The organism is Gemella sp. 27098_8_92, assembly GCF_041433685.1.
GTDB lineage: Bacteria > Bacillota > Bacilli > Staphylococcales > Gemellaceae > Gemella.
In genome coordinates this window covers 61,631-82,046 of record NZ_JAPWBZ010000007.1, presented here as the reverse complement: position 1 = coordinate 82,046, position 20,416 = coordinate 61,631, and the positions used below count along the sequence as shown (strand labels likewise).

Genomic DNA, 20,416 nt, shown 5'->3' with positions numbered 1-20,416 from the left:
CTAGATTATCTACTTTTGTTTTCGCAGGATCTACTAATGTTGTTTTATCTGCAATAGTTTCTACTACTGTTGTTGTTGCTTCCGCACTAACTTTTTTACCAGGTTCTTTTTGTGTTGCTTTTACTACTGCATCTTTTGCTAATTTAGGTGTTGGTACTTCCCATTTACCTTCTGAGTTTACTGTTGTTGTTTTCTTAGTTCCATCTGGTAATGTCACTTCGATTGTTGCCCCATTTATACCTGTTCCTGTTATTTTTTCGTCATCAGTATCTACTGTATCAATTACAGGTGCAGGTGTTGTTGGATTCAATTTGTTCTTGATTGTAACTGCTGCTTCTTGTCCCTGAGTTGTTACACTTACTTCAGTGTCCTCAGCTTTATCGTAGTCAGTTAATGCTGTTTTTTGAACTAGTTTGTATTTTCCATAAGGAACATCATTGAATACTACTTTACCGTCTGTATCTGTTGTTCCTTCAGTAATAACTGTACCATCTTCAGATTTTAGTTCGAATTTAACTCCAGCTAATTTCTTAGTAGAATCATCTTTATCTTCCAGTGTTGCTACGATTTTTCCTACAATTGGATTATTACTTATTTCGTATGTAGCATCTCCAGTTTCATCAACTGTTATATCTTTTTCTGTAGTAATACGTTCATAACCATCTAATGTAGCTGTTTCTTCTAATTTGTAATTTCCAAATTTAACATTTTTGAAAACTGCTTGACCATTATCATCTGTTGTTTGCGTATCTACTACGTTACCATTTTGTTTTAATGCAAAAGTAACACCTTTTAGGTATTTCTTAGCTCCACCTTGTTCTAATTTTGAAGATATTTTCTTAATAGTAACATCTCTCTTAGTCGCTTCAAATGCAGCATTTTTAACTACATCTTTTCTTGTTGGACTTAATGTGAAATCTGCTGTTTTTACTTTATCTGTTCCTGATATTTCTTCTGTTGCATTATTTCCATCAACTTTGTCATTTGACTTAGTTAATTTTTCATCGCTAGATTTTTTAGTGAATCTTACGAAGTAATCTCCACGTTTGTAAACATCAAATTTATATTTACCTTCATCATCTGTTGTTGCTTCTAGTTTATTACCATTAGCATCAACAGCAACGTCATTTGTTGCTTTATCAATTAATTCAACTTTATAATCTTTCAGTTTACTTTCGTCACTGCCCATAATACCATCTTTATTGAAGTCACTAAATACTGTACCTTTTACTGTATATTTAGCAATTCCGATACTAGCCGTATTTCCTTCTGAATAAGAAGTTTTATCTGTAGAAACGGCTGCTGTATTATTTGCTGTTTGTGTTTCTGTTAATGTAGTATCAAATGGTATTTTTGCAGGAATGTAGAAGTTAACTGTTTTTTTAGATTCTAATTTAGAACCCGCTTTTAGTACTAGTTTTATACTCTTAACTTGGCTAAAGTCCGTTACTTGAGAAGCAGTTAACCATGATCCATCACGTACTGATTCTATAGTACCTTGTGGTGCAAGTTGGTAGAAAACATCAAAGTCTTTTAATACTTCAGTATTTTCTGAAACTGACTCTAAACTATTAGCAAGTGGTGTCGTAAACTTAGAACCTCTTTCTGCATATTGTCCTGCATTATTAGGAGTTATTACACGGTCTCCTACATATGGTAGTGTGTCTATAAAGCTAACATCTGTTACTTCTGATATTGTATTGTTACTAATTGTAACATTCCAGTAGAATGTTTGACCTAAATCTCCAACCTCTGCATATTTAGTATCATTTGGAGTTAGACCAACTTGTTTTGAAACTAATAATTCTAATGGTGGTACAAAGTTAATTGTGTGCTTCATATAACTGAATTTTTCTGTTTGATTTCCATCACCATCTAAATCCAATGCATCAACATAAGTTTGATTTGCATCCCATGGTTGGATTATATCGTTATTATCATAAAGGAAGTATGCATCTACCTCATTATTTCCTTGTTTAGCATATGGGCTAGCTTTTACTCTAAGTCCAATACCTACAGAATCATTTTTATCTTCCAATGTTGGTGTCATATCTGGTACAGAGTAAATTACTGCTGTACGTCCAGTATTTCTGAAATTTTTAACAATTTCCGGTTCTCCAATACTACCATTTGTAATATTAGTGTGCGTATTACTATTTGTTTGAACATAGCTAAATTCTGTAGGTAGTAAGAATAATACCTTAACATTGGTAACCGGTTGACCTAGGTATGGCCCCCAAACACCATATCTACCGCGCAGTGTTGCAGGATTTAATGCAAGATCAGCATATGTATCTTCACCTTTATAAATTAGTGTATCCGTTCCACCAAATGCACCTATCCAAGCTTTCGGTGTAAGTCCTTTTAATCCAGTAAACGCAGAACCTGGATAAGAATTACTTGTTTCAGTTGCATTATCTTTTCCAGTAGAGCTTGTAGCTATTTCTGATTTGATTTTTGCCGCTCCGTAATAGTACTGTGTAGCACTATATTCACCATCTTGTACTTTTTTAATCTCTTTATCACTAGGGAATGCAGCTGTATAATATTTTATACTAGTGTTGTCCAATGTTATCGGTGTATCAAACTCCAATGATAAACGAACGTACTGCCCTGTAGTATCGTTAATATCTACTTTTTGTTGGTATTTTACGTTAGAAGCTAACTCTACTTTTGAACCATCTTCTTTTATTCCGTAAAGTTTATTAGAAGTACTATTAAGTTGGTTAATAGTGTTATCTACTAGTTGTTGTCTTCTAGTATCATCCCCACCCCTAGCTCTAAATTTCTCTACTTTACCTAATTGGAAGTATTTGTAGTATATTTTCTTCTCACTTTGAACGGCTGGATCTTTCATCAATGTGTCTTCTATAGACCATAGATACATAACATTGCCGCCTCCTGGATTAGTAGGAGATGATCCGTTATTTTCGTTACCTATTTCTGTAACGTAGAATAAACCATTTTCACTTTGATCATTATTACGGTCATCAAATATTTTATTATGATGCGCTGTATAAGTACCTTGTTCACCTAAAAAATAATTAAATGGATCAGTTGCTTCTGCTCCTCTTAAACTATTCTTATATACCGAAGACCAATTTTGTGGTGAAAAGGTTTTTTTATTTTTTAATAGTTTAATCGGTAAAGTTCTATCTGGAAGTTTTCTTTCATCTGCTAAACCATCATTTACTGTGAATTTAGCCTCTAGGTTAATAACCTCATTATATTTTTTCTCTTTAAACTTAAGAGTTGGACCTACGTAAAAAGTAAGCTCATTATAACTTAAAGCAAAAGCTCCATCTATACCTGGATTATCAACCACACGTGTAGCAATTCTTGTTGCAGGATCAAAAGAAAAGCCATTTGCATCATCCATTTCTACCCCTTCAGGTAGTTTTAGTTCATACTTGATATTTTTAGGGCGATCATATGTCGCATTTGGGTTTGCCGCTGATGTATCCTTAATAGTAGCATTTAAAATAGCTCTAAATACTGTTCCTTCTCCATCTGCACTTGTTTTTTCTGTATCTTCATAAGTATCCACAGTTTTTACAAATAGAGTGTTGTTTTTTGCTGGTTTTGAAGGATCTATACGTTCTTGCAACGATTCCGGTGTATTAGCATATACGCTAGAATCATTAAAAGTATATGTTTCTTTATTGGCAACATATGTTTTTGTTATTGTAGCAAGAGGCGCTCCATTTTCATCAACTAATTCTGCCTTAACAGTAACGCTATCCCCTTTATTTGCACTTTCTAAAAACTTAAATGGTAAAGGTAATGCTAGTTGAGTCCCCCATTTAATTGGTCGAAAGTATATGTCATATAGTAATAATTACTATCTTCTGAACGTTCATTTGCGATTGCTTTTTTTGAATCTGCAAAATCTGGTCTTGTAGCTGAATCTGTTTTTTGAACAGAAACTTTTAATTTTGTATTTTTTAGGTTTACCCCAGTTCCTGATATCGATAAATCTACCGCTGCAGGAATAGGTTTATTTACCCAAAATTCTGTATTTTCATCAATGGTATTATCACCATTTATATTAATAATTTTAAGTTCTGTCTTTAGCGTTCCATCTGCAAATGCATTTTTTGATGTTGAACCTAAAAATGTATTAACAAGTAACGCGACCATTAATAGAATACTAAATATTTTTTTCAATCTATTCATTTGATTAATCCTTTCTTTTTATTTCTTTTTGTGTAAACACAATTAATTATTCTAGCATGATAATAAAAAAATACAAGTAAAAAGTCTCAAAAATTAGAAAAAATTTATTTAGCTATATAATCACCTTGATAACTTCTATATATTTTGATAATATTTTAAGTATTTTTTCATTTTATATACTTAATAAGGCGCCAAAAACAGGGAGGACTACTTTTAAGTCTACTCCCTATTTTTTTATTTCTACTACATAATATTATACACCCTATTTATTTTTTTTACGACGTAATGTCAAAGCTAATCCCGCTAGAGCTAAACTAGCTAATCCTGTATTTGTTGAGGTACTACCTGTATTTGGTAATTTATCCCCTACTTTTTGTGGAGGAGTCACTTTTTTGTAGACATAAGTAACTTCAGTTAATCCTTCTACAACCTTACCTTTTTCATTACCTTTTGTCTCTACAAGGTTGTATGTTACTCCATCTTTTGTAATAGATTTTGGTTTTTCTGTTTCATTTTCTGCTGTATTATAGTCAGTACCTACTGCTGCATCTTTTGTATCAAAATAGTCTTCTTTTAGTTTTTCATTATCTGTTGATACATAGTGAACCACTACACTACCTTTTTTTACAGATGGTGGATTCGAACTTTCTGAAACTTTCCACTTACCTATAAACTGTACATCTTTTCCATTTGCAATTTGTTGATTTTCTTCATAACCAACAAATTCCCATGTTTCATTACCTACGGTAACTTTTGTCTGTGCTGGTTGTTTAGCATCCACAGTTGAATTATTTCTGTATCTTTTTTTATCTATTGGTAATAGAGCTGTTACCTCTGCAGGTAAGGTTTTCCCCTCTGTTACACTAATAAATTTGTAACTTACTTTATAAGTTAGTTCTTTTACTAATCTTGTAAAGATAGTTCCATCAGCATTTAATCCATCCCATGAAGAAATTACTGGAGTATCTTGAGCATAAGTTGGATATGTTTGCCATTGAATTCTTCCTGGATAATGCACATCTGGATCTGCTTTAAATACAAGGGTATAATTGCTTTCAAATGTAATATCTTTTTTCGCTCTAAATGTAAATGTTACAGGTAGCTGTCTTTGTCCAGGTCCACTATGCGGTGGAACTACCCCTATTTTTGTGTAACCTTCTTCTCTTAGTTTTTTTTCATTCACATTCGCACTTGGTATTCCATCAAATAATGATTCAACACTAACATATTCTATTGTATTGGTATCAAATCTTAGGATAGTCCCTATTCCACCTAATCTATCTTCTGTTGGAGCAGCCGTCCATGTAATTCTTATTTTAAACTCCTCACCAGCAAAAATGTCCGGTCTTGTATCTGATTCTAATCTTTCTAGCGTAACTTTTCCTGCTGGAGCCGTGCTATTAAGCCCTGAATCTTCAGCTTTTACTACATGATTTTGCCCTACCACTGCTGGTTGTGCTAAAGTAGTTAACCCTAATCCCAACGCTATAGCACCTATTGATACTATTTTGGCAGGAGTTTTAAATTTTTTTTTGAAACTCATTAATTAAACACCTTCTTAATTTCTATTAAATATTAATTCGATTTACTCTTAATATTTCTGTATATATATTTTTAACTATTGTTGCATCATTTAAATCAATTATTTTATTTTGATCTAAGTCTGCTAAAGCTAATGTAAATTCATCTGGTTGATATTTGAATACATCTATTTTTCCAGTCTCATAGTATTTTTTAATTTTATCAGCATCTTGGATGTTAATGTTCCCATTTCTATCTACATCACCAGGAACAACAGCATAAATATAATCTGATGATTGTCCTCCATTAATTGAGGCAGTAACTTTATAAATCCCTGATCTTAACGCCTTAATTCTGTTAACATTAAGTTTGTTACCTTCATAAACAGTTGTAGTTTTTTCAAACATATTGCTTGCTGCTGTAGTTGTACTTCTATATTTTTCAAATCCTGCAACAGCTTCTACTTTCCAAGTAACATTTGCATTTTTAGCTGATTTTGTTTTGAAAGTTGTGTCTGAATATATACCATATTCTAAATCTTTAACGCTATTATAATACTGGCTTCCTATATTAAAGATTGCATGACCATCTTTAGTAGCTACTTTTCCATCTTCATTAATTTTTATATGTTGTTCTTCTGCTTTTTCTTCCCAAATTGCATAAACAGTTTGATCTTTTGTTACAGTTGTTGAACCGGTGAATTTTTGACCACGACCGTCTGCACTAGTATTCCACTCTTTAAATTTATATGTTTTGCCATTAGCAACTATATTTGATAAATCCGCTGGCATGCTATCTCCAACTTTATTTTTTGCTGGTTTAGTTCCACTATTCAAACTATCTCCATCGATAGTGTTACCGTTAATTACATTAACTAGTCCTAAATCTTGTTCAGCTTTTTCTAAAGTTGATGAGTTTTTATTGAATTTTACTTTGTTATATGCGAAGTTTAAAACAAGGCTTTGAGCATCTTTTCTAGGAATAGGACCTGACCCACCTATTTTGAACCAAAGTATTTTTGCTTGATATAATTTTGCCCAACCATCGATATAACCTTTGATTTCGATTGGTTTTGCTTTTCCTTCAGAAATTTTTGTTATTTCTTCTTTTGGAAGAATAAAGTTATCATCTTTATTTGAAGTTATTTTTGAATCTTCTGAAATATCTTTTACTGTTGCATTTGGTATTTCTTGTTCTGAACGAAGTCTTACCCTTAAAATAAATTCACTATCTGTTACTTTAGAACTATTAAACGTTACTCTTGATGAAGGATTCCCGTTAGTTATTGTAAAGTTTGCATCTATTTTTTCTTTATTTTTATTTAATACCATATGTGGTTTAAATGAATAAGAAGTGAAATTAAAGTCTAGAGTATTGTTTAATTTTACCCTTTTATCTATCTGCACATGTAAGTCTACATATGTATAATTTTTGTTATTGGGATCATTTAATTCTTGTGGGTTTGTTGTTGGGTAATGCTCCAACGTCCCTGGTTGATAGTAATGAGTTGGACTATATCTTGCAATAGCCATTAAAAATGGATTTAGTTCGAAAGATACTCCCTCTAGGTTTAGCTTTGAATTTTCATTTTTATTGCTTGTATAATATGTAATTTCTTTTTTAGCAGTATTATCTGATTTTTCTTTTACATTTAAATTATTAAAAAGAAAATTACGTGGATTCATTCCTCTATTAATCTCTATTTGTCCATCTATCTTACTATTAAGAGAGAATGCTGCTGTCGCATCTAAATATGAAGCATGTACTACTTCTCCACCTTTTAAACCATTAGGGAATAAATTTTTTATAGGTTCATGTTTATAAACAAATTTCCCCTTTGTTCCCGCATAGTTTTTTGTATCAGATAAACCTATAAAGTAAGCTTTTGTTGTTCCATGTCCATAATCACCAAAATTTACTTTTCTTCCATATTCATCAGCTTGATCTAGGCGTTGATTTCCATTGGTAAATTTGATTTGGACATTCCCATGTTTTGTAACAAATGTAACTACCCCATTGTAGTTTTCATTAGCCGCTTGTGCTACATTGTTAGTAGAAAAATACTGTGAGTACCCTAATCCTCCCGTACTTACTAGCAATGATGCCGCAAGAAGTGCTGATGTAGCTTTATAAGCTAAACCTCTACTTCTCTTTGTATTAGATTTGATATTTTTTTCTTTCATTTCTATCCTCCTCAAATTTTTTGAATAATGTAATGATTTATTATAATAATATTTTAAAAATATTATTATAATAAATAAAAAATATATCTATACAAATTGTAACAAATTTTTATAAAATTGTAAACCAAAAACCTAATAAAAAATACTATAAAACAACTATTTTGCGCCCTTTTTTTGTTATATTATAAACTATAAAAAAATTATAAATATATTTTTAGCTATAATATTCCTTTATATAAAAAATTATTTTCATTTATATGTTTTATATATTTATAATAATTTTTATCCTATTTCTGTATTTTTAACGTAAAATAAGTACGAGAATAGAATAGTATTTTTTCTTTAATAGAATATTATTTCGCTCTATAAAGATAGAATATATCGTTTATATTACTTTTCACAAACCTCTTGTAAAATTTAATTATAACTAAATCAAATTTTCCTAACTAAATATTATACTTTTATTACATATTAAACTCTTCCAATTTAAAAACTTCTCCATCATATTTAAGAATACTAACTGAAGTATTTTTAATTACACCACGTCCAACTCTTTTAATACCTTTTTCTGTTAAGAATGAACGAATTAATCCACCATGACATACAGCTAATATAGTTTTATCAGGATGCTCTTTGTATTTTTCTTTAAAGAATTCTTCTACTCTATCCGCGGCATCTTCATCTAGTTCCATACCACGCGTTTCTCCTTTTTGTAATCCTGCTGCATACTCAGCAAATGATACCCCCTCATAATCTCCATATGATTTTTCTATTAAGCGTTTATCCTTTATAACATCTAACATTTTGTTTATCTCATTATTAGAATTATCCAACATATATCTAGCAGTATCGAAAGCACGCCCCAAAGTACTACTATAGGCTACATCTATATCGTAATCCGTTATTTTCTTCCCCGCTTCTTTCCCCTGTTTTATTCCTTCTTCATTCAACGGTATATCGCTATGACCTTGTACTTTTTTATTTTTATTATAATCCGTTTCTCCATGTCGTGCTAAAATTATACGCATATTGATTCTCCTTCTATAATTGACTATACACATTATTATAAAATATTCATTTTTAAAAATAAAGCTTAATCTGTTTATATTTATAATTATTGTTAAATATAAATTACAGCACAAAATATTTATTTTTATTACCAAAAATAATAAGAGATACTTATAATTTATAAAGTACCTCTTATTTATATTATTGATTTTTAGTTTCTACGTCTAGAAATCAACAATGCTCCAAACAATACTAATACTCCAACTATCAGACATGAAGTACCTGATGTAAGACCAGTTTTAGGCAATATACCAAAATTATCTTTTCGATTACTATTATTATTTTGATTTAGATTATTGTTTTGGTTATTATCAAAATTATTATTGTTATTTCCACCATTGTTTTTTGATTTATCATCGTTATTATTGTTATTATTGTTATTATTGTTATTATTATTGTTATTGTTGTTATTGTTGTTATTGCTGTTATTGCTGTTATTGTTGTTAATTTTAGATTTTACAATAGTAAATGTACTAAAGTGATTTGTAAAGAATGTTAATTTCCCATCTTTATAAGCGCTCGGTATAAATTCTAGAGCATTATTATTAACATAGTAAACTTCTACTTTTTCATCATCACTTTTCTCAACATCTAAAGTAACTGCTCGTGTATCCCCATTTTTTGCAATTACATTATTATTTTTATCGACAAGATGAATATCAAAAGTATTAGCGATTGTTGCTTGTGGTGATACCTTACTTGCAACAAGTTTTTTTACTTTATCAACAATATCTACACCCGAATTTTTCACTACAACTTCTTTAGCTTTAGTAACTGAATTATCAAGCGATACTGTAACATCCTTATTATTCAGTTTTGTAGAAAGTTCATCTTTTGAAGTTGCTTTTTCTATTATATCTATCAATCTTGCTTTTTCTTGCACAGGAATACCTTGTTTATTAGTAACCTCTGTTTTAGCTATTTCTTTCAATTTATTTAATTTCTCTAATTTTTCACGTTGGCGTGCAGCTTCTTCATCACTAGGAACTTCTGGACGTTCTATTTTTGTCGAAATAACTAATTTGGCTTCAGGTCTAGCTGATCCCATACCATCATTGGCAACTCGGATATTATAGGTATTTTTAACATCTTTTTCCAACTCCACCAATAATTTTTTCTTGAAGTTTGTTATTTCTCCAGTTAATGAACTGATATCATCATATTTATTTACCACATGATAAGGTAATTTTTCTTTATCAATTTCATCTTTAAATACATCTAAATCAAGTAAGTGTGCATGTATTTTCCCAAAAATCATAGTTTTTAAATCAATATCTAAATATGTTTTATTTGGTGCATAGATAAGTTTTGCTTTATTAACAAATACATTATTGGCCATAGATGTATCTTCTGGACTATAGAATTTTTTCACCGAAAATTCTATATCTTGTGTAGGATACTTGTATTCAAGGTTATTAAGTTCATTTTGTAATTCTTTTATATTTTTAGCTAGTTGTTCACCATCATTGTAAGAAGAATGTACTTTATTTTTTAAATCTTCAAGCTTCGTAAGTTTTTTTGATGTCAATAAAGAATGTAAAACATCAGAGTTTACAATATCAATAAGTGATTTAGCATTATCTTGTAGATATTTTAGATTAGCTGTCTTATTCGATTTTATAGCTTTAAGATTAGTATCTAAAACTTCCAGATGCATAATAATCGTATTTAAGCTTGGTTTTTGTCGTTTAAGTGTTTTTTCAATCTTCACTAACTCTGCTTCTAAATTCGATTTTGCAACAGAAACATCTGAAGTTTCTGAAATAACTTTTTTCACTTCATTAACTTTATTTTTTAGTTCATCTATTTTTTCTTTTGTAAGTGCTTCGGTATTTTTTTGCGCTATAACAAAGTACGCCTCATCACTATTAACATTAAATTCATAGCTAGAACTACTTGTGCTAGATGGTATTAATCTCAAGCGACCATTTTCATAAATATATGTATGTGTATTTTTATCGGCTGAAAAATTAGATAATTTTAACTTAAATATTGGGTTTTCTGAAATATTCCATCCTTCTTTGTCAATAGGAGTAAATTTAGAACCATCTTTTTTAGTAATATTTAGTTTAAATGTTTTGGCATTAGAAAGCCCCAAGTCCTTAATTTGACTTTCTAATATTTTATTTAAGCTTTCTTCATCAATATTAGCAGTTTTAACATTAACATTATCATCTAATAGGAATTTTTTGTTAGATGAAAGTGTCGCATTATACTCTTTCTCTGATATTGTAATCTTAGAATCAACATTATCTAAAGTCATCTTGTCAAAAGGAAGCTTATATGTTTTAGTTTCACTAGAAACACTACCATCCGCATTAAAACTTTTCACTTTAAGAGTTAGTTCTCCACCTTCAGCAGGCACTTTTGATTCGTCAGAAAATGGATTTATCGTTAAACTATAATAAAACTCCGGTTTATACGGATCTGCATTAGCAAATCTTATTGTGGCATCTTTAGAAGAAAACGTCGGTTCACTTCCATCAAGGGTATATTTAATATGACGTGTTTGTGTATTAATAAGATTTTTTCTCTCAAAAGCAACATCTATATTAAAGAAATAATTATCAGCTAACTTAAATTTATCACCATTGATACCATTATATGGTGAATAAGAGATTCCATTTTTAGAAAAATCAAGTGGTTGTTTCTTATCTCCTGCTTTCTTAACGGTAACCCCTCGTAAAACTGGTTTAATAGCCACTAAGTTCGGAGCATCAACAGTTGTATCTTTTTGAACAATGTTTTCTTTATCACTCCAAGTAATTGTTCCATATTGTGTCGCCATTTTTGCTGGATACTGGAAATCTCCAAAAACGATTACTTGATTTTTTCCTGTTACAGGTATTTTAGCTTCAGAAATTTCATAAACAGTGTCATTTTCTCCTTTGGCAACAACTGTTTCTAGGACTTTTGTTTCAGGAGTTTTTCTGTCACTCGGGCTTGCATTTTCAGAGAAAGCATATTTTATATTTTGCAGTCCATCATTATCTCGACCTTCCCCAACTTTACTATAGTATCTTAACAACAAATATTGCTCATTATCTTTTGTAACTAATTGTCCAATAGTATCAACATTTTTACGTACTTTAGGTGTTGTTACTGTATCATCCTTAACCTTTATTTCTACATATTTACTTTTTTCAGTATTTGGTACACTAGGTTTTTCATCTAACTGTATAGTTTTAAGATTATTAAAATCATATGTAAGGGTAACGTTTTGTGTACCTGAACCAAAAGTTTCCATAACAGGTACAAAGACTTGTCCATATGTAGTTAATTTCTTATTGTTATCAATTTTCCCTTTATCTACTTGATACTCAATAGTTTTTGGATAAGCTGTACGATCCGGATATTTTTTCTTATATGTTTCAAAAAATTCATCCTTTTTATCTGCAGAATAATATTCCGTTATTGTTGTCTCTTTAAATTCATCATCACGAATGTCATCTAAAGAATTTTGATGTTTCCCTCCTGTTTTATCTCCATAATAATACTTAAGATTACCCAAATATCCGGTAAGATTGTTTAATGTAATAGGTTTAAAATTTAAACTAACTGTATACTTTCCATCTTTCACAGTTAATGTTGCATTCCCTGAAACTGCGACATTAGCCATAGAGGGCCCCCCCTGTATAAAAATTCGTCAAATTCACAGGTACAGAGTATTTTCCGTTCTTAAGATTTTTTACATCTGCTTCGCCCGTTTCTACTTTTCCAGAATTATTATCTGATAATGTTCCAGAGCTAGCTGTAGTCGAAGACTCATTTGTTTTTTGAGCAAATGCTAAATTATGATTAGAAATAGACTGCGGCATCGCTGTAATAATAACTCCAGCAAATATCATGGGCAATATGTTATTCTTTTTCATGTTTTCACCTCTTATAAATTATTTGAAAAGACTGTTTAGCGATCCTTTATACCATTGATAATAATAAAGTTTAATTGATAGAGATAACTATTATCAATGCAAAAGATTAAAAAAAATTGCTATAAGCTCTCTTCTATTCTATCATATTATAAAGATAGCTTCAACAGAAAATAAAAATTAGTTAATATAGTAGGTTTTACCCGTACTATTACAACAAAAAAAGCTCTAATGCAATATATTACAAAATAATATATTGTTTAGAACTTTTTATTTATATCAATTTTAGATATTAAACTTTTCCAATATAAAATTACTTCCGTCAAATCGTAAAATATTCAACGCTGTGTTTTTTATAAGCTCTCTTGTTTCAGGATATAGACCTAATTCTCGTAGAAAAATACGTATCAAAGCTCCATGACAGACTACAAGTATCGTTTTATTATTGTAATCTTCATACTTATCTAAAAAGAAAGAATGTGCTCTCTTGTAGACATTTTCTTCTTGTTCAATTGTTTCTAAGTTTGAACCTGTATCTAGCGCTTTGAAATATTCATCGAATGTTGAACCTTCAAAATCTCCGAAATACTTTTCGATTAACCTTGAATCAGTTACCAAATCTAGCCTTTCATTTTGGCTATTGTTAGAATTTTCAAGCATAAGTTGTGCTGTCTCCAGCGCTCTTTTTAATGGACTACTAAAGGCTGCGTCAATATTAAAATCGGTGATTTTTTGCCCAGCATCTATAGCCTGTTCTCTTCCCGTTTCGTTTAAAACAATATCACTATGCCCTTGAATAAGTTTATTTTTATTAAAGTCGGTCTCACCGTGTCTTACTAATAATATTTTCATAAGTACAACCTAATTATTCAAAAATAAAATCTTCGTCTTCAATTGACTCAACATTCATACTAACTACATATCCGTCTCCTTTAACACTAAAGAAATCGTGGTTTTTAGTAGATGTATTCATTGCATTTTCGATAATTGGGTTGATTTCTTTATCTTCGAAGTATCCAGGATATCCCAGGTTTGCTAAAGCTCGGTTAGCATTGTACTCGACATAATCTTTAACCTCTTCGAATAGTCCAATTTCTCCGTAAATATCTTTTGTATATTTCAACTCATTTTCGTATAAGTCAAGTAATAATGTGTACATTTCTTTATTGGCTTTTTCTTGCTCTTCTGGTGTTAAAGTTTTGAAGATTTCCTGCGCATCAAAACCTGTAAAACTTCCATGGATAGTTTCATCTAGTAGTATTTTACGGATAATTTCTCCAGATGTTGTAAGTTTTCCTTGCCCAGCTAGATATAATGGATAGAAGAATCCACTATAGAAAATATAACTCTCAAGAAATACCGAAGCAACACGCGCCATATATAAATCATAAGTTGATACTTCCGGCTTGAATAGTTTTAGATAATAACTTTCGATAAGTTGAGCTTTATATTGAAGTTCTTCATTATTTGGAACCCACTCATCTAATAAGTAATCTGTTTCTTTACTAGGGATAAGTGATGTAAAGATAGTCGAATAACTCTTTGCGTGCATCTGCTCCATCATTCCCATAAAACTATAAACAGCTTGTTTTCTCATATCTTCTGTGTGAAGAGATACTAGGGGCATACCCTTATCCCCTTGTTGCGTATCTAATCCTGTTAGACCTGCAAGAACTTTTTTATAAGCATCTCTTTCTTTATCGTTTAAATCTTCATTCCAGCTTTTTATATCTTTTGATACTTTGAACTCTGTATCTACCCAAAATTGAGCAATATTTTGACGCCAATACATAAATGTTAGGTCATCTTGTTTATTCCAGTTTACTGCTTTCATAATTAATAATAATTCCTCTCTTTTCTATATCGAACATGATGTACATTCTTCAACTGAAAGAAGTTTGTTTCTTGTGTAGTATAGTGATTTTAGCCCTTTATGATGAGCATAAATATAATACCTAGCTAACTCTCTTGTTGTAATATCAGAATTTACATATAAAATTACAGAAATACCTTGGTCAATATGTTCTTGAATTACAGCCATAAGGTCAATAAGTTTCATTTGATCTATTGTAAATGCCGATTTGTAATACCATTGTGTTTTTGGACTTAGATATGGCATTGGATAGAATGTCTCTGCATTTCCGTAGCTTCTACGCTCGATTTTATCAACAATTGGTAGTACACTTGATGTTGAATTTTGAACATATGAAATACTTTGTGTTGGAGCTATCGCCATTCTATATGCATGGTATAATCCATTTTCTTTTACTCTATTTTTTAGACTGTGCCAATCTTCTTTTGTTGGAATATAAATCCCCTCAAATAATTCTTTAACTTTTTCTGATTTTGGTAGATAATCATTTGTAATATATTTGGTAAAGTATGTTCCATTGTAGTAATCAGATTTTTCAAAATCTTTAAATGTTTCTTTACGTTCTTTAGCAATTTGCATTGAGCGTTCTATAGTATAATAATTCATTATCATAAAGAAGACATTAGCAAAATCTTTTGCCTCTTCACTATCATAGGCGATTAAGTTTTTCGCCAAGTAACCATTTAAATTCATCGCTCCAAGTCCAACAGAGTGGAACTCTTCATTTGCTTTTACTACACCAGGTGCATTTTTGATTTTTGTTGAATCACTAACAAACGTTAAAGCATCCATACCTGAATAGATTGACTCTTTAAGCTTTTTGCTTTCCATTACATTAACAATATTTAATGAAGCAAGGTTACATGAAATATCACGTTTGATAACATCCCCTTCTCCGTAGTCTTTAATCACAGAAGTTTCTTGAAGTTGGAAAATTTCTGTACATAGATTACTCATTTTAACTTGACCAATCTCACGAAGAGCATGGTTTTTGTTTGCATTGTCTTTGAACATTAAATATGGATATCCTGATTGTAATTGTGTTTGTGCTATAAGGTTAAGCATATCACGTGCATCAAATTTACGTTTTATAATATTTTCATTAGCAACGAACTCATCATAATATCCTGCAATATCAATATCATCTAGTACTAAACCATACTCTTCATAAATAGAATGTGGTCCAAACATATAAAACTCTTTATTCTCACGTGCTAAATCAAAGAATAATGACGGTACGATAATACCTGTAGAAATAGTTGGCAAACGTAATTCCTCATCGGCATTAACTTTTTTCGTATCTAAAAATTCTAACACATCATAGTGGAAAATATTTAAGTATACCGCTCCTGCTCCAGGACGTTGTCCAAGCTGATCTGCATAAGCAAAACCTTGTTCTAGTGATTTGGCCACTGGAATAACACCTTTTGCTACTCCTTTTATACCTTTAATACTTTCACCACGCGCACGAAGTTTTGATAAGTTAATCGCAACTCCCCCACCAATTTTTGAAAGTTGTTTCGCTGTTGAATCAATGTAGTTGATAGAATTTAACGAGTCTCCTACTTCTAATAAGAAACAAGAAACTAACTCTCCACGGCGACTTCTTCCAGAGTTTAGGAATGTTGGTGTCGCTGGTTGCAATCTTTGTTCAAGCATTGCAATCATAAGTTCTTTAGCTAATGCTGTATTTCCATCACCAAGATACATTGCTACGATAAATACGTGTTGATTAAAGTTTTCTAAGTATTGTTTTTTATCATTAGTTTTTAATGCGTAGTCTTTGTAAAACTTACTTGCTGCCATGTAGCTCTTGAATTCAAACTTAAAGTTTTTAGCAAGTTCTAGGCATTCTACTATTTCATCTTCAATATATTTATCAAAAATATTATAATAGAAGTTTTCTTCTACTAAGTATCTTAATCTTTTCATTTCTGAACTGAATTTTACAGTTCTATGATCAACTTCACGAAGAAATTCTGCAATAGCTTCCTGGTCTTTTTCTAACTTGAAAAATCCATTTTCTCCTCTTTTAGTTACTTCGTTATTAAGCTCTATATGATTAAATTTCTCCATTATCAACACTCTCCAAATATATTTTTCTAAATTTTATTAAATCTTTTGTATTCCCATGTAATTCTATTTTCATTAGTAGCGGAACATTGTATTGCTCACTTATGATTTCAGAAGCTTTTGCAAATCTATTTCCCCAATTTTTATTACCACTTCCAACCACTCCTTTTAGGTGCTTGTAGTTTCCTTTTAGAAATCTCTCAACATCTTCTGGAACTTTTCCAAAACCAATAGTTGGCGTTATTAGTATATAGTCAAAATCAACTTCATAATCGATTTCCCATAGATCAATAACATCTTCTTCTGGTAGTTTACACATCTCTACAAATCTTTTACAATTACCTGTTAATGAAAAGAAAATTACTTTCATTTTTCTCACTCTCCCACAAAAAATATTTCCAGATTATTTCCCGGAAATTTCTAACTTAATAATTATTATACACTCTATTATTCTTTTTTTCAATAATTATTTTTCTCAATTTTTTTCATCTTTTTTATTTTGAAAATTTATTATTTTTTTTAATATTACTATCATCAATTACTCGCGTTTTTCTTTTTAATTGACAGAAAATATTAGGATAAAAAAATTTAAAAAAGATCTTAAGCAAGTTCTTATCACTTAAAATCTTTTTGTTCAATGTTTAATTATTTTTATTTACCGCTCTACGCGCAAACTCCGAGAAATAGAAGTTATCTACTCTATGACGGCTCTCATTATAATGTAAAAAGTCTGTTCCTTCTGTATAAACATCACTTCTTAAAACTGCAATATGATGATGGCCATTTAAATCAATATAAACATGATCTTCATCGCTGACAGGTTCAATTTTGAAGTCTTTATTTCCATATGAAATTTTAATCCCTAAATCTTTTTCTAAATACTCATATAAAGATTCTTCAACACGATTAGTTGGTAAATTACCAATAGTATTTTTTCTAATATAATCCTTATCCAAAATTACCGCCTCGCCATTGACAATACGTTGACGCAATAAGTAGGTAAGTTTTTCACCAGGTTGAACAACACCAAGCTTAACTAAAAAGTCAGGAGCTTCAATTTCTTCATTTACTATTACTTTTGTCTTCGCTTCTAAATCTTGGAATTGATGACGTTCTTTGAAACTTAATATTCCTGTTACTGGTAGTCTATATCTATGAACATCTAAAACTATTGATCCTTTTCCTTGTATTTTATGGATATAACCATTTTCTAAAAGTAACAACAAAGCTTTTCTTATAGTTTCCCTAGAAACATTATATTTTTTAGCTAATTCATTCTCACTTGGTAAAATGCTATTAGCTTTGTATTGCTTATTTTCTATTTGTTCTCTTAATTCTAAATAGATCTTAAAAAACTTATTCATGATTTCCCCCAAAAATAAATAATTGTGTCTATATTTTAACATAATTCGATACAATATCAAACGTTTTTACTCAAAAACTTCCATTATTTACATTATTTTTGTTATTTGCTGTAAATATGTAAACCAACATTCTCTAAAACAAGTTATGCACCGCTATATTTTTTCTTTTTACACATTTAGTAGGTATGTTATAATATGTATTGCGGAGGTATAACTATGAAATATTTTTTCACATATAGCATTATAACTATTCAAAACTTTGCTTTATTTATATTCAGTATTTTAGCAATCATTTTTTATAATTGTTTTAATCTTGATTTTTACAAAAATTTCTATGAGAAGGAGAATTTAGCTCCTTCTATAAATACAACCAGTTCTGAATTAATAAATAATACAGAAAATTTGCTAGCATATTTGAAAGATAATACCTCATTAAATAAAAATTGGTTTTCTGATAAAGATATATTACACATGATAGATGTTAAAAATCTTTATAATGTTAGTTTCAAGGTAATGATTATTTGCTTAATAATCTTTATTATAACTACGATAATCATCATAATTACTAAGAAAACTAAAACTTTACTTTATATCACAAAAGCATTTAATAAAACTTTAGCAATCTTTATCTTGTTAATTGCTATATTAGCTGGCATTATTGCTTATAACTTTAATTCGTTTTGGATTAAGTTCCATACTATCTTATTTTCTAATGACCTATGGCTACTTAGCCCCGATGAGTCTAATTTAATAAAAATGGTACCCGAGGAATTTTTTATTAGCTTAATTACTAGAATAATTATTCATATTTTTATAGTATTTACCCTGTTATTAATAACAAATATTGTTGTTAAAAGAAAGATAACTTCTAAATAGACTATTTGATTATGTTTAATATAATACTTAGATAATTATTTCCTAATTAAAGTCTTGTGTTTTAAAATTTTATTTATTTCTAGAATGTGATATAATTGTTCTTATCTTAATGCAATAATAAATTGATGAAAGGAAATATAATGGCTAAAAATAATAAAGATGTAGTTACCGAAGACAAAGTAACATTTAGAGTATGTGATGCCTGCCTAGGAGTCAACCTTAAAACATTGATACCTAAACTTAAGAAAAAAGCACCTAATGCTGAATTTATTATAGGTTGTCAATCGTACTGCGGCCCTGGTAGAACTCAAACATTTACCCTTGTTAATAGTAGAATTTGTATTGCCGATACTGAAGTTGAGCTTATGCCTTTAGTTGACGAAAAACTTCGTGATAGAATGAGTGCAGAGGACGAAGAAAAATATAGAAAACGTCTGGAACGCCGCCTTGAAAGAACCGTTTATTTTATTGTTCCAGAGAATACTTCTATTAGAGTAGGCGAAACAATAAATATAAACTCAGATGGTATTATTGCACGTAAGGCTGGAAAATCTTATCTTGATAATCTTATTATAGAAGGACATGTAGATAATAATACACCTGGGACCTATGATATTGTTTATAAAATTAATATCGATGGCAAAGAACATAAAAGAACTCGCACTATCACTGTAATAGATGAAAACAGCTAATATGTTTTCCAAAGAATATATAATTAACCCTTTTTTTAGAATAATAATCTAAAAAAGGGTTAATTTATAGCTCTAAATTAAAATCAGTTATTTTATTTTTTTTGAAAATAGCGTTTACTTTTTGTGTAAATGTGTTATAATATAATTAAAGAATAAATAGGTTGGAGGTTTTAATTATGGAAAACAAATATTCTAAAATACTAGTTGCTGTTGATGGTTCTAAACAAGCTGAGTGGGCTTTTAAAAATGCCGTAGCTATAGCACAGAGAAATGAAGATGCAGAATTATACATTGCCTCTGTTATTGATGCGACAATTGCTACTTCTGGTTTATCAGATCCATATATCTTCAACTCATTCTACAAACGTACTAAAGAATTAGTTGATAGTTATGTTGAATCTGCTAAAGCAGACGGTCTTACTAAAGTCACTGGTATTGTTGAACAAGGTATCCCAAAAATTGTCTTAAGCGAAGACATCGTCGATGAAAAAGAAATCGACTTAGTAGTTTGTGGATCTTCTGGTTTAACTGGATTCAAACGTATGCTTATGGGATCAGTATCTGAAGGTATCGTTAGATATGCTAAATGTGATGTAATAATCATTAAACAACGTTCTATCCCTGAAGACTTTGAAGCTACTATCGCTAAAAAATTCCAAGAAGATCAAGATAAATAAAATAATTTTAATACCCTTAGATAAATATTTATCTAAGGGTATAT

General features: G+C 30.1%; 16 protein-coding genes and 1 pseudogene. 5 read left to right on the top strand and 12 right to left on the bottom strand.

Features of this window, described 5'->3' with window-relative positions:
* A partial coding sequence (locus O3802_RS06405; protein WP_371458783.1) for an MSCRAMM family protein occupies window positions 1–3,607 on the bottom strand: 3,607 nt, incomplete at its 3' end.
* 55 nt (window positions 3,608–3,662) lie between these two features.
* On the opposite strand from O3802_RS06405, the gene O3802_RS06400 reads away from it, so the two are divergent.
* Window positions 3,663–3,794, top strand: coding sequence for a hypothetical protein (locus tag O3802_RS06400; RefSeq protein ID WP_371458782.1), 132 nt, complete (start codon window positions 3,663–3,665; stop codon window positions 3,792–3,794).
* Here O3802_RS06400 and O3802_RS06395 read toward each other — a convergent pair.
* The 11 genes from O3802_RS06395 to treR form a co-directional block, all read right to left on the bottom strand.
* Complete coding sequence (locus O3802_RS06395) at window positions 3,787–4,176, bottom strand: hypothetical protein (protein WP_371458781.1); 390 nt, start codon at window positions 4,174–4,176, stop codon at window positions 3,787–3,789. The genes O3802_RS06400 and O3802_RS06395 overlap by 8 nt on opposite strands.
* 262 nt (window positions 4,177–4,438) lie before the next feature.
* Window positions 4,439–5,719, bottom strand: coding sequence for an SHIRT domain-containing protein (locus O3802_RS06390; protein WP_371458780.1), 1,281 nt, complete (start codon window positions 5,717–5,719; stop codon window positions 4,439–4,441).
* A 25-nt stretch (window positions 5,720–5,744) separates the two neighbouring features.
* Entirely contained in the window at window positions 5,745–7,880 is a 2,136-nt protein-coding gene (locus tag O3802_RS06385) for a dockerin type I repeat-containing protein (RefSeq protein WP_371458779.1), read from the bottom strand.
* Between the two features lie 464 nt (window positions 7,881–8,344).
* A complete protein-coding gene (locus tag O3802_RS06380; protein WP_371458778.1) occupies window positions 8,345–8,908 on the bottom strand; it encodes a histidine phosphatase family protein in 564 nt (187 codons plus the stop codon).
* Between the two features lie 191 nt (window positions 8,909–9,099).
* Complete coding sequence (locus O3802_RS06375; RefSeq protein ID WP_371458777.1) at window positions 9,100–12,567, bottom strand: LPXTG cell wall anchor domain-containing protein; 3,468 nt, start codon at window positions 12,565–12,567, stop codon at window positions 9,100–9,102.
* On the bottom strand, window positions 12,560–12,796 hold the full coding sequence (locus tag O3802_RS06370; RefSeq protein WP_371458776.1) for a hypothetical protein: 237 nt from the start codon (window positions 12,794–12,796) through the stop codon (window positions 12,560–12,562). Before O3802_RS06370 ends, O3802_RS06375 begins: the two co-directional genes overlap by 8 nt.
* 306 nt (window positions 12,797–13,102) lie before the next feature.
* Window positions 13,103–13,669 (bottom strand): histidine phosphatase family protein, encoded by a 567-nt coding sequence (locus O3802_RS06365; RefSeq protein WP_371458775.1) that lies wholly within the window; start codon window positions 13,667–13,669, stop codon window positions 13,103–13,105.
* A gap of 13 nt (window positions 13,670–13,682) precedes the next feature.
* Window positions 13,683–14,651 (bottom strand): class 1b ribonucleoside-diphosphate reductase subunit beta, encoded by a 969-nt coding sequence (gene nrdF / locus O3802_RS06360; protein ID WP_371458774.1) that lies wholly within the window; start codon window positions 14,649–14,651, stop codon window positions 13,683–13,685.
* A gap of 24 nt (window positions 14,652–14,675) precedes the next feature.
* Complete coding sequence (gene nrdE / locus O3802_RS06355) at window positions 14,676–16,766, bottom strand: class 1b ribonucleoside-diphosphate reductase subunit alpha (RefSeq protein WP_371458773.1); 2,091 nt, start codon at window positions 16,764–16,766, stop codon at window positions 14,676–14,678.
* Window positions 16,753–17,133, bottom strand: coding sequence for a class Ib ribonucleoside-diphosphate reductase assembly flavoprotein NrdI (gene nrdI, locus O3802_RS06350; RefSeq protein ID WP_371458772.1), 381 nt, complete (start codon window positions 17,131–17,133; stop codon window positions 16,753–16,755). The genes nrdE and nrdI overlap by 14 nt, the downstream gene beginning before the upstream one ends.
* Window positions 17,134–17,404: 271 nt before the next feature.
* Window positions 17,405–18,127 (bottom strand): trehalose operon repressor, encoded by a 723-nt coding sequence (gene treR, locus O3802_RS06345; RefSeq protein ID WP_371458771.1) that lies wholly within the window; start codon window positions 18,125–18,127, stop codon window positions 17,405–17,407.
* Between the two features lie 216 nt (window positions 18,128–18,343).
* On the opposite strand from treR, the gene O3802_RS06340 reads away from it, so the two are divergent.
* The 4 genes and pseudogenes from O3802_RS06340 to O3802_RS06325 all read left to right on the top strand — a co-directional run bounded on the left by O3802_RS06340 (window position 18,344) and on the right by O3802_RS06325 (window position 20,372).
* Window positions 18,344–19,003 (top strand): TIGR01906 family membrane protein, encoded by a 660-nt coding sequence (locus O3802_RS06340; protein WP_371458770.1) that lies wholly within the window; start codon window positions 18,344–18,346, stop codon window positions 19,001–19,003.
* Between the two features lie 140 nt (window positions 19,004–19,143).
* Window positions 19,144–19,464 (top strand): annotated as a pseudogene (locus tag O3802_RS06335) (YuzB family protein); the annotation flags it as partial.
* Window positions 19,438–19,695: an immunoglobulin-like domain-containing protein gene (locus O3802_RS06330; RefSeq protein ID WP_371458785.1), complete on the top strand. Its 258-nt coding sequence runs from the start codon at window positions 19,438–19,440 to the stop codon at window positions 19,693–19,695. The pseudogene O3802_RS06335 and the gene O3802_RS06330, both read left to right, overlap by 27 nt.
* 176 nt (window positions 19,696–19,871) lie before the next feature.
* Window positions 19,872–20,372 (top strand): universal stress protein, encoded by a 501-nt coding sequence (locus O3802_RS06325; protein ID WP_276767030.1) that lies wholly within the window; start codon window positions 19,872–19,874, stop codon window positions 20,370–20,372.
* The last annotated feature ends 44 nt before the right edge of the window (window positions 20,373–20,416 follow it).

Excerpts from the sequence above, each read along its gene's own strand:
- O3802_RS06390 (WP_371458780.1), bottom strand. The coding sequence starts at position 5,719 with ATGAGTTTCAAAAAAAAATTTAAAACTCCTGCCAAAATAGTATCAATA.
- O3802_RS06395 (WP_371458781.1), bottom strand. The coding sequence starts at position 4,176 with ATGAATAGATTGAAAAAAATATTTAGTATTCTATTAATGGTCGCGTTA.
- nrdF (WP_371458774.1), bottom strand. The coding sequence starts at position 14,651 with ATGAAAGCAGTAAACTGGAATAAACAAGATGACCTAACATTTATGTAT.
- O3802_RS06365 (WP_371458775.1), bottom strand. The coding sequence starts at position 13,669 with ATGAAAATATTATTAGTAAGACACGGTGAGACCGACTTTAATAAAAAT.
- O3802_RS06370 (WP_371458776.1), bottom strand. The coding sequence starts at position 12,796 with ATGATATTTGCTGGAGTTATTATTACAGCGATGCCGCAGTCTATTTCT.
- nrdI (WP_371458772.1), bottom strand. The coding sequence starts at position 17,133 with ATGAAAGTAATTTTCTTTTCATTAACAGGTAATTGTAAAAGATTTGTA.
- O3802_RS06340 (WP_371458770.1), top strand. The coding sequence starts at position 18,344 with ATGAAATATTTTTTCACATATAGCATTATAACTATTCAAAACTTTGCT.
- O3802_RS06385 (WP_371458779.1), bottom strand. The coding sequence starts at position 7,880 with ATGAAAGAAAAAAATATCAAATCTAATACAAAGAGAAGTAGAGGTTTA.
- O3802_RS06380 (WP_371458778.1), bottom strand. The coding sequence starts at position 8,908 with ATGCGTATAATTTTAGCACGACATGGAGAAACGGATTATAATAAAAAT.
- O3802_RS06375 (WP_371458777.1), bottom strand. The coding sequence starts at position 12,567 with ATGGCTAATGTCGCAGTTTCAGGGAATGCAACATTAACTGTGAAAGAT.
- treR (WP_371458771.1), bottom strand. The coding sequence starts at position 18,127 with ATGAATAAGTTTTTTAAGATCTATTTAGAATTAAGAGAACAAATAGAA.
- O3802_RS06325 (WP_276767030.1), top strand. The coding sequence starts at position 19,872 with ATGGAAAACAAATATTCTAAAATACTAGTTGCTGTTGATGGTTCTAAA.
- nrdE (WP_371458773.1), bottom strand. The coding sequence starts at position 16,766 with ATGGAGAAATTTAATCATATAGAGCTTAATAACGAAGTAACTAAAAGA.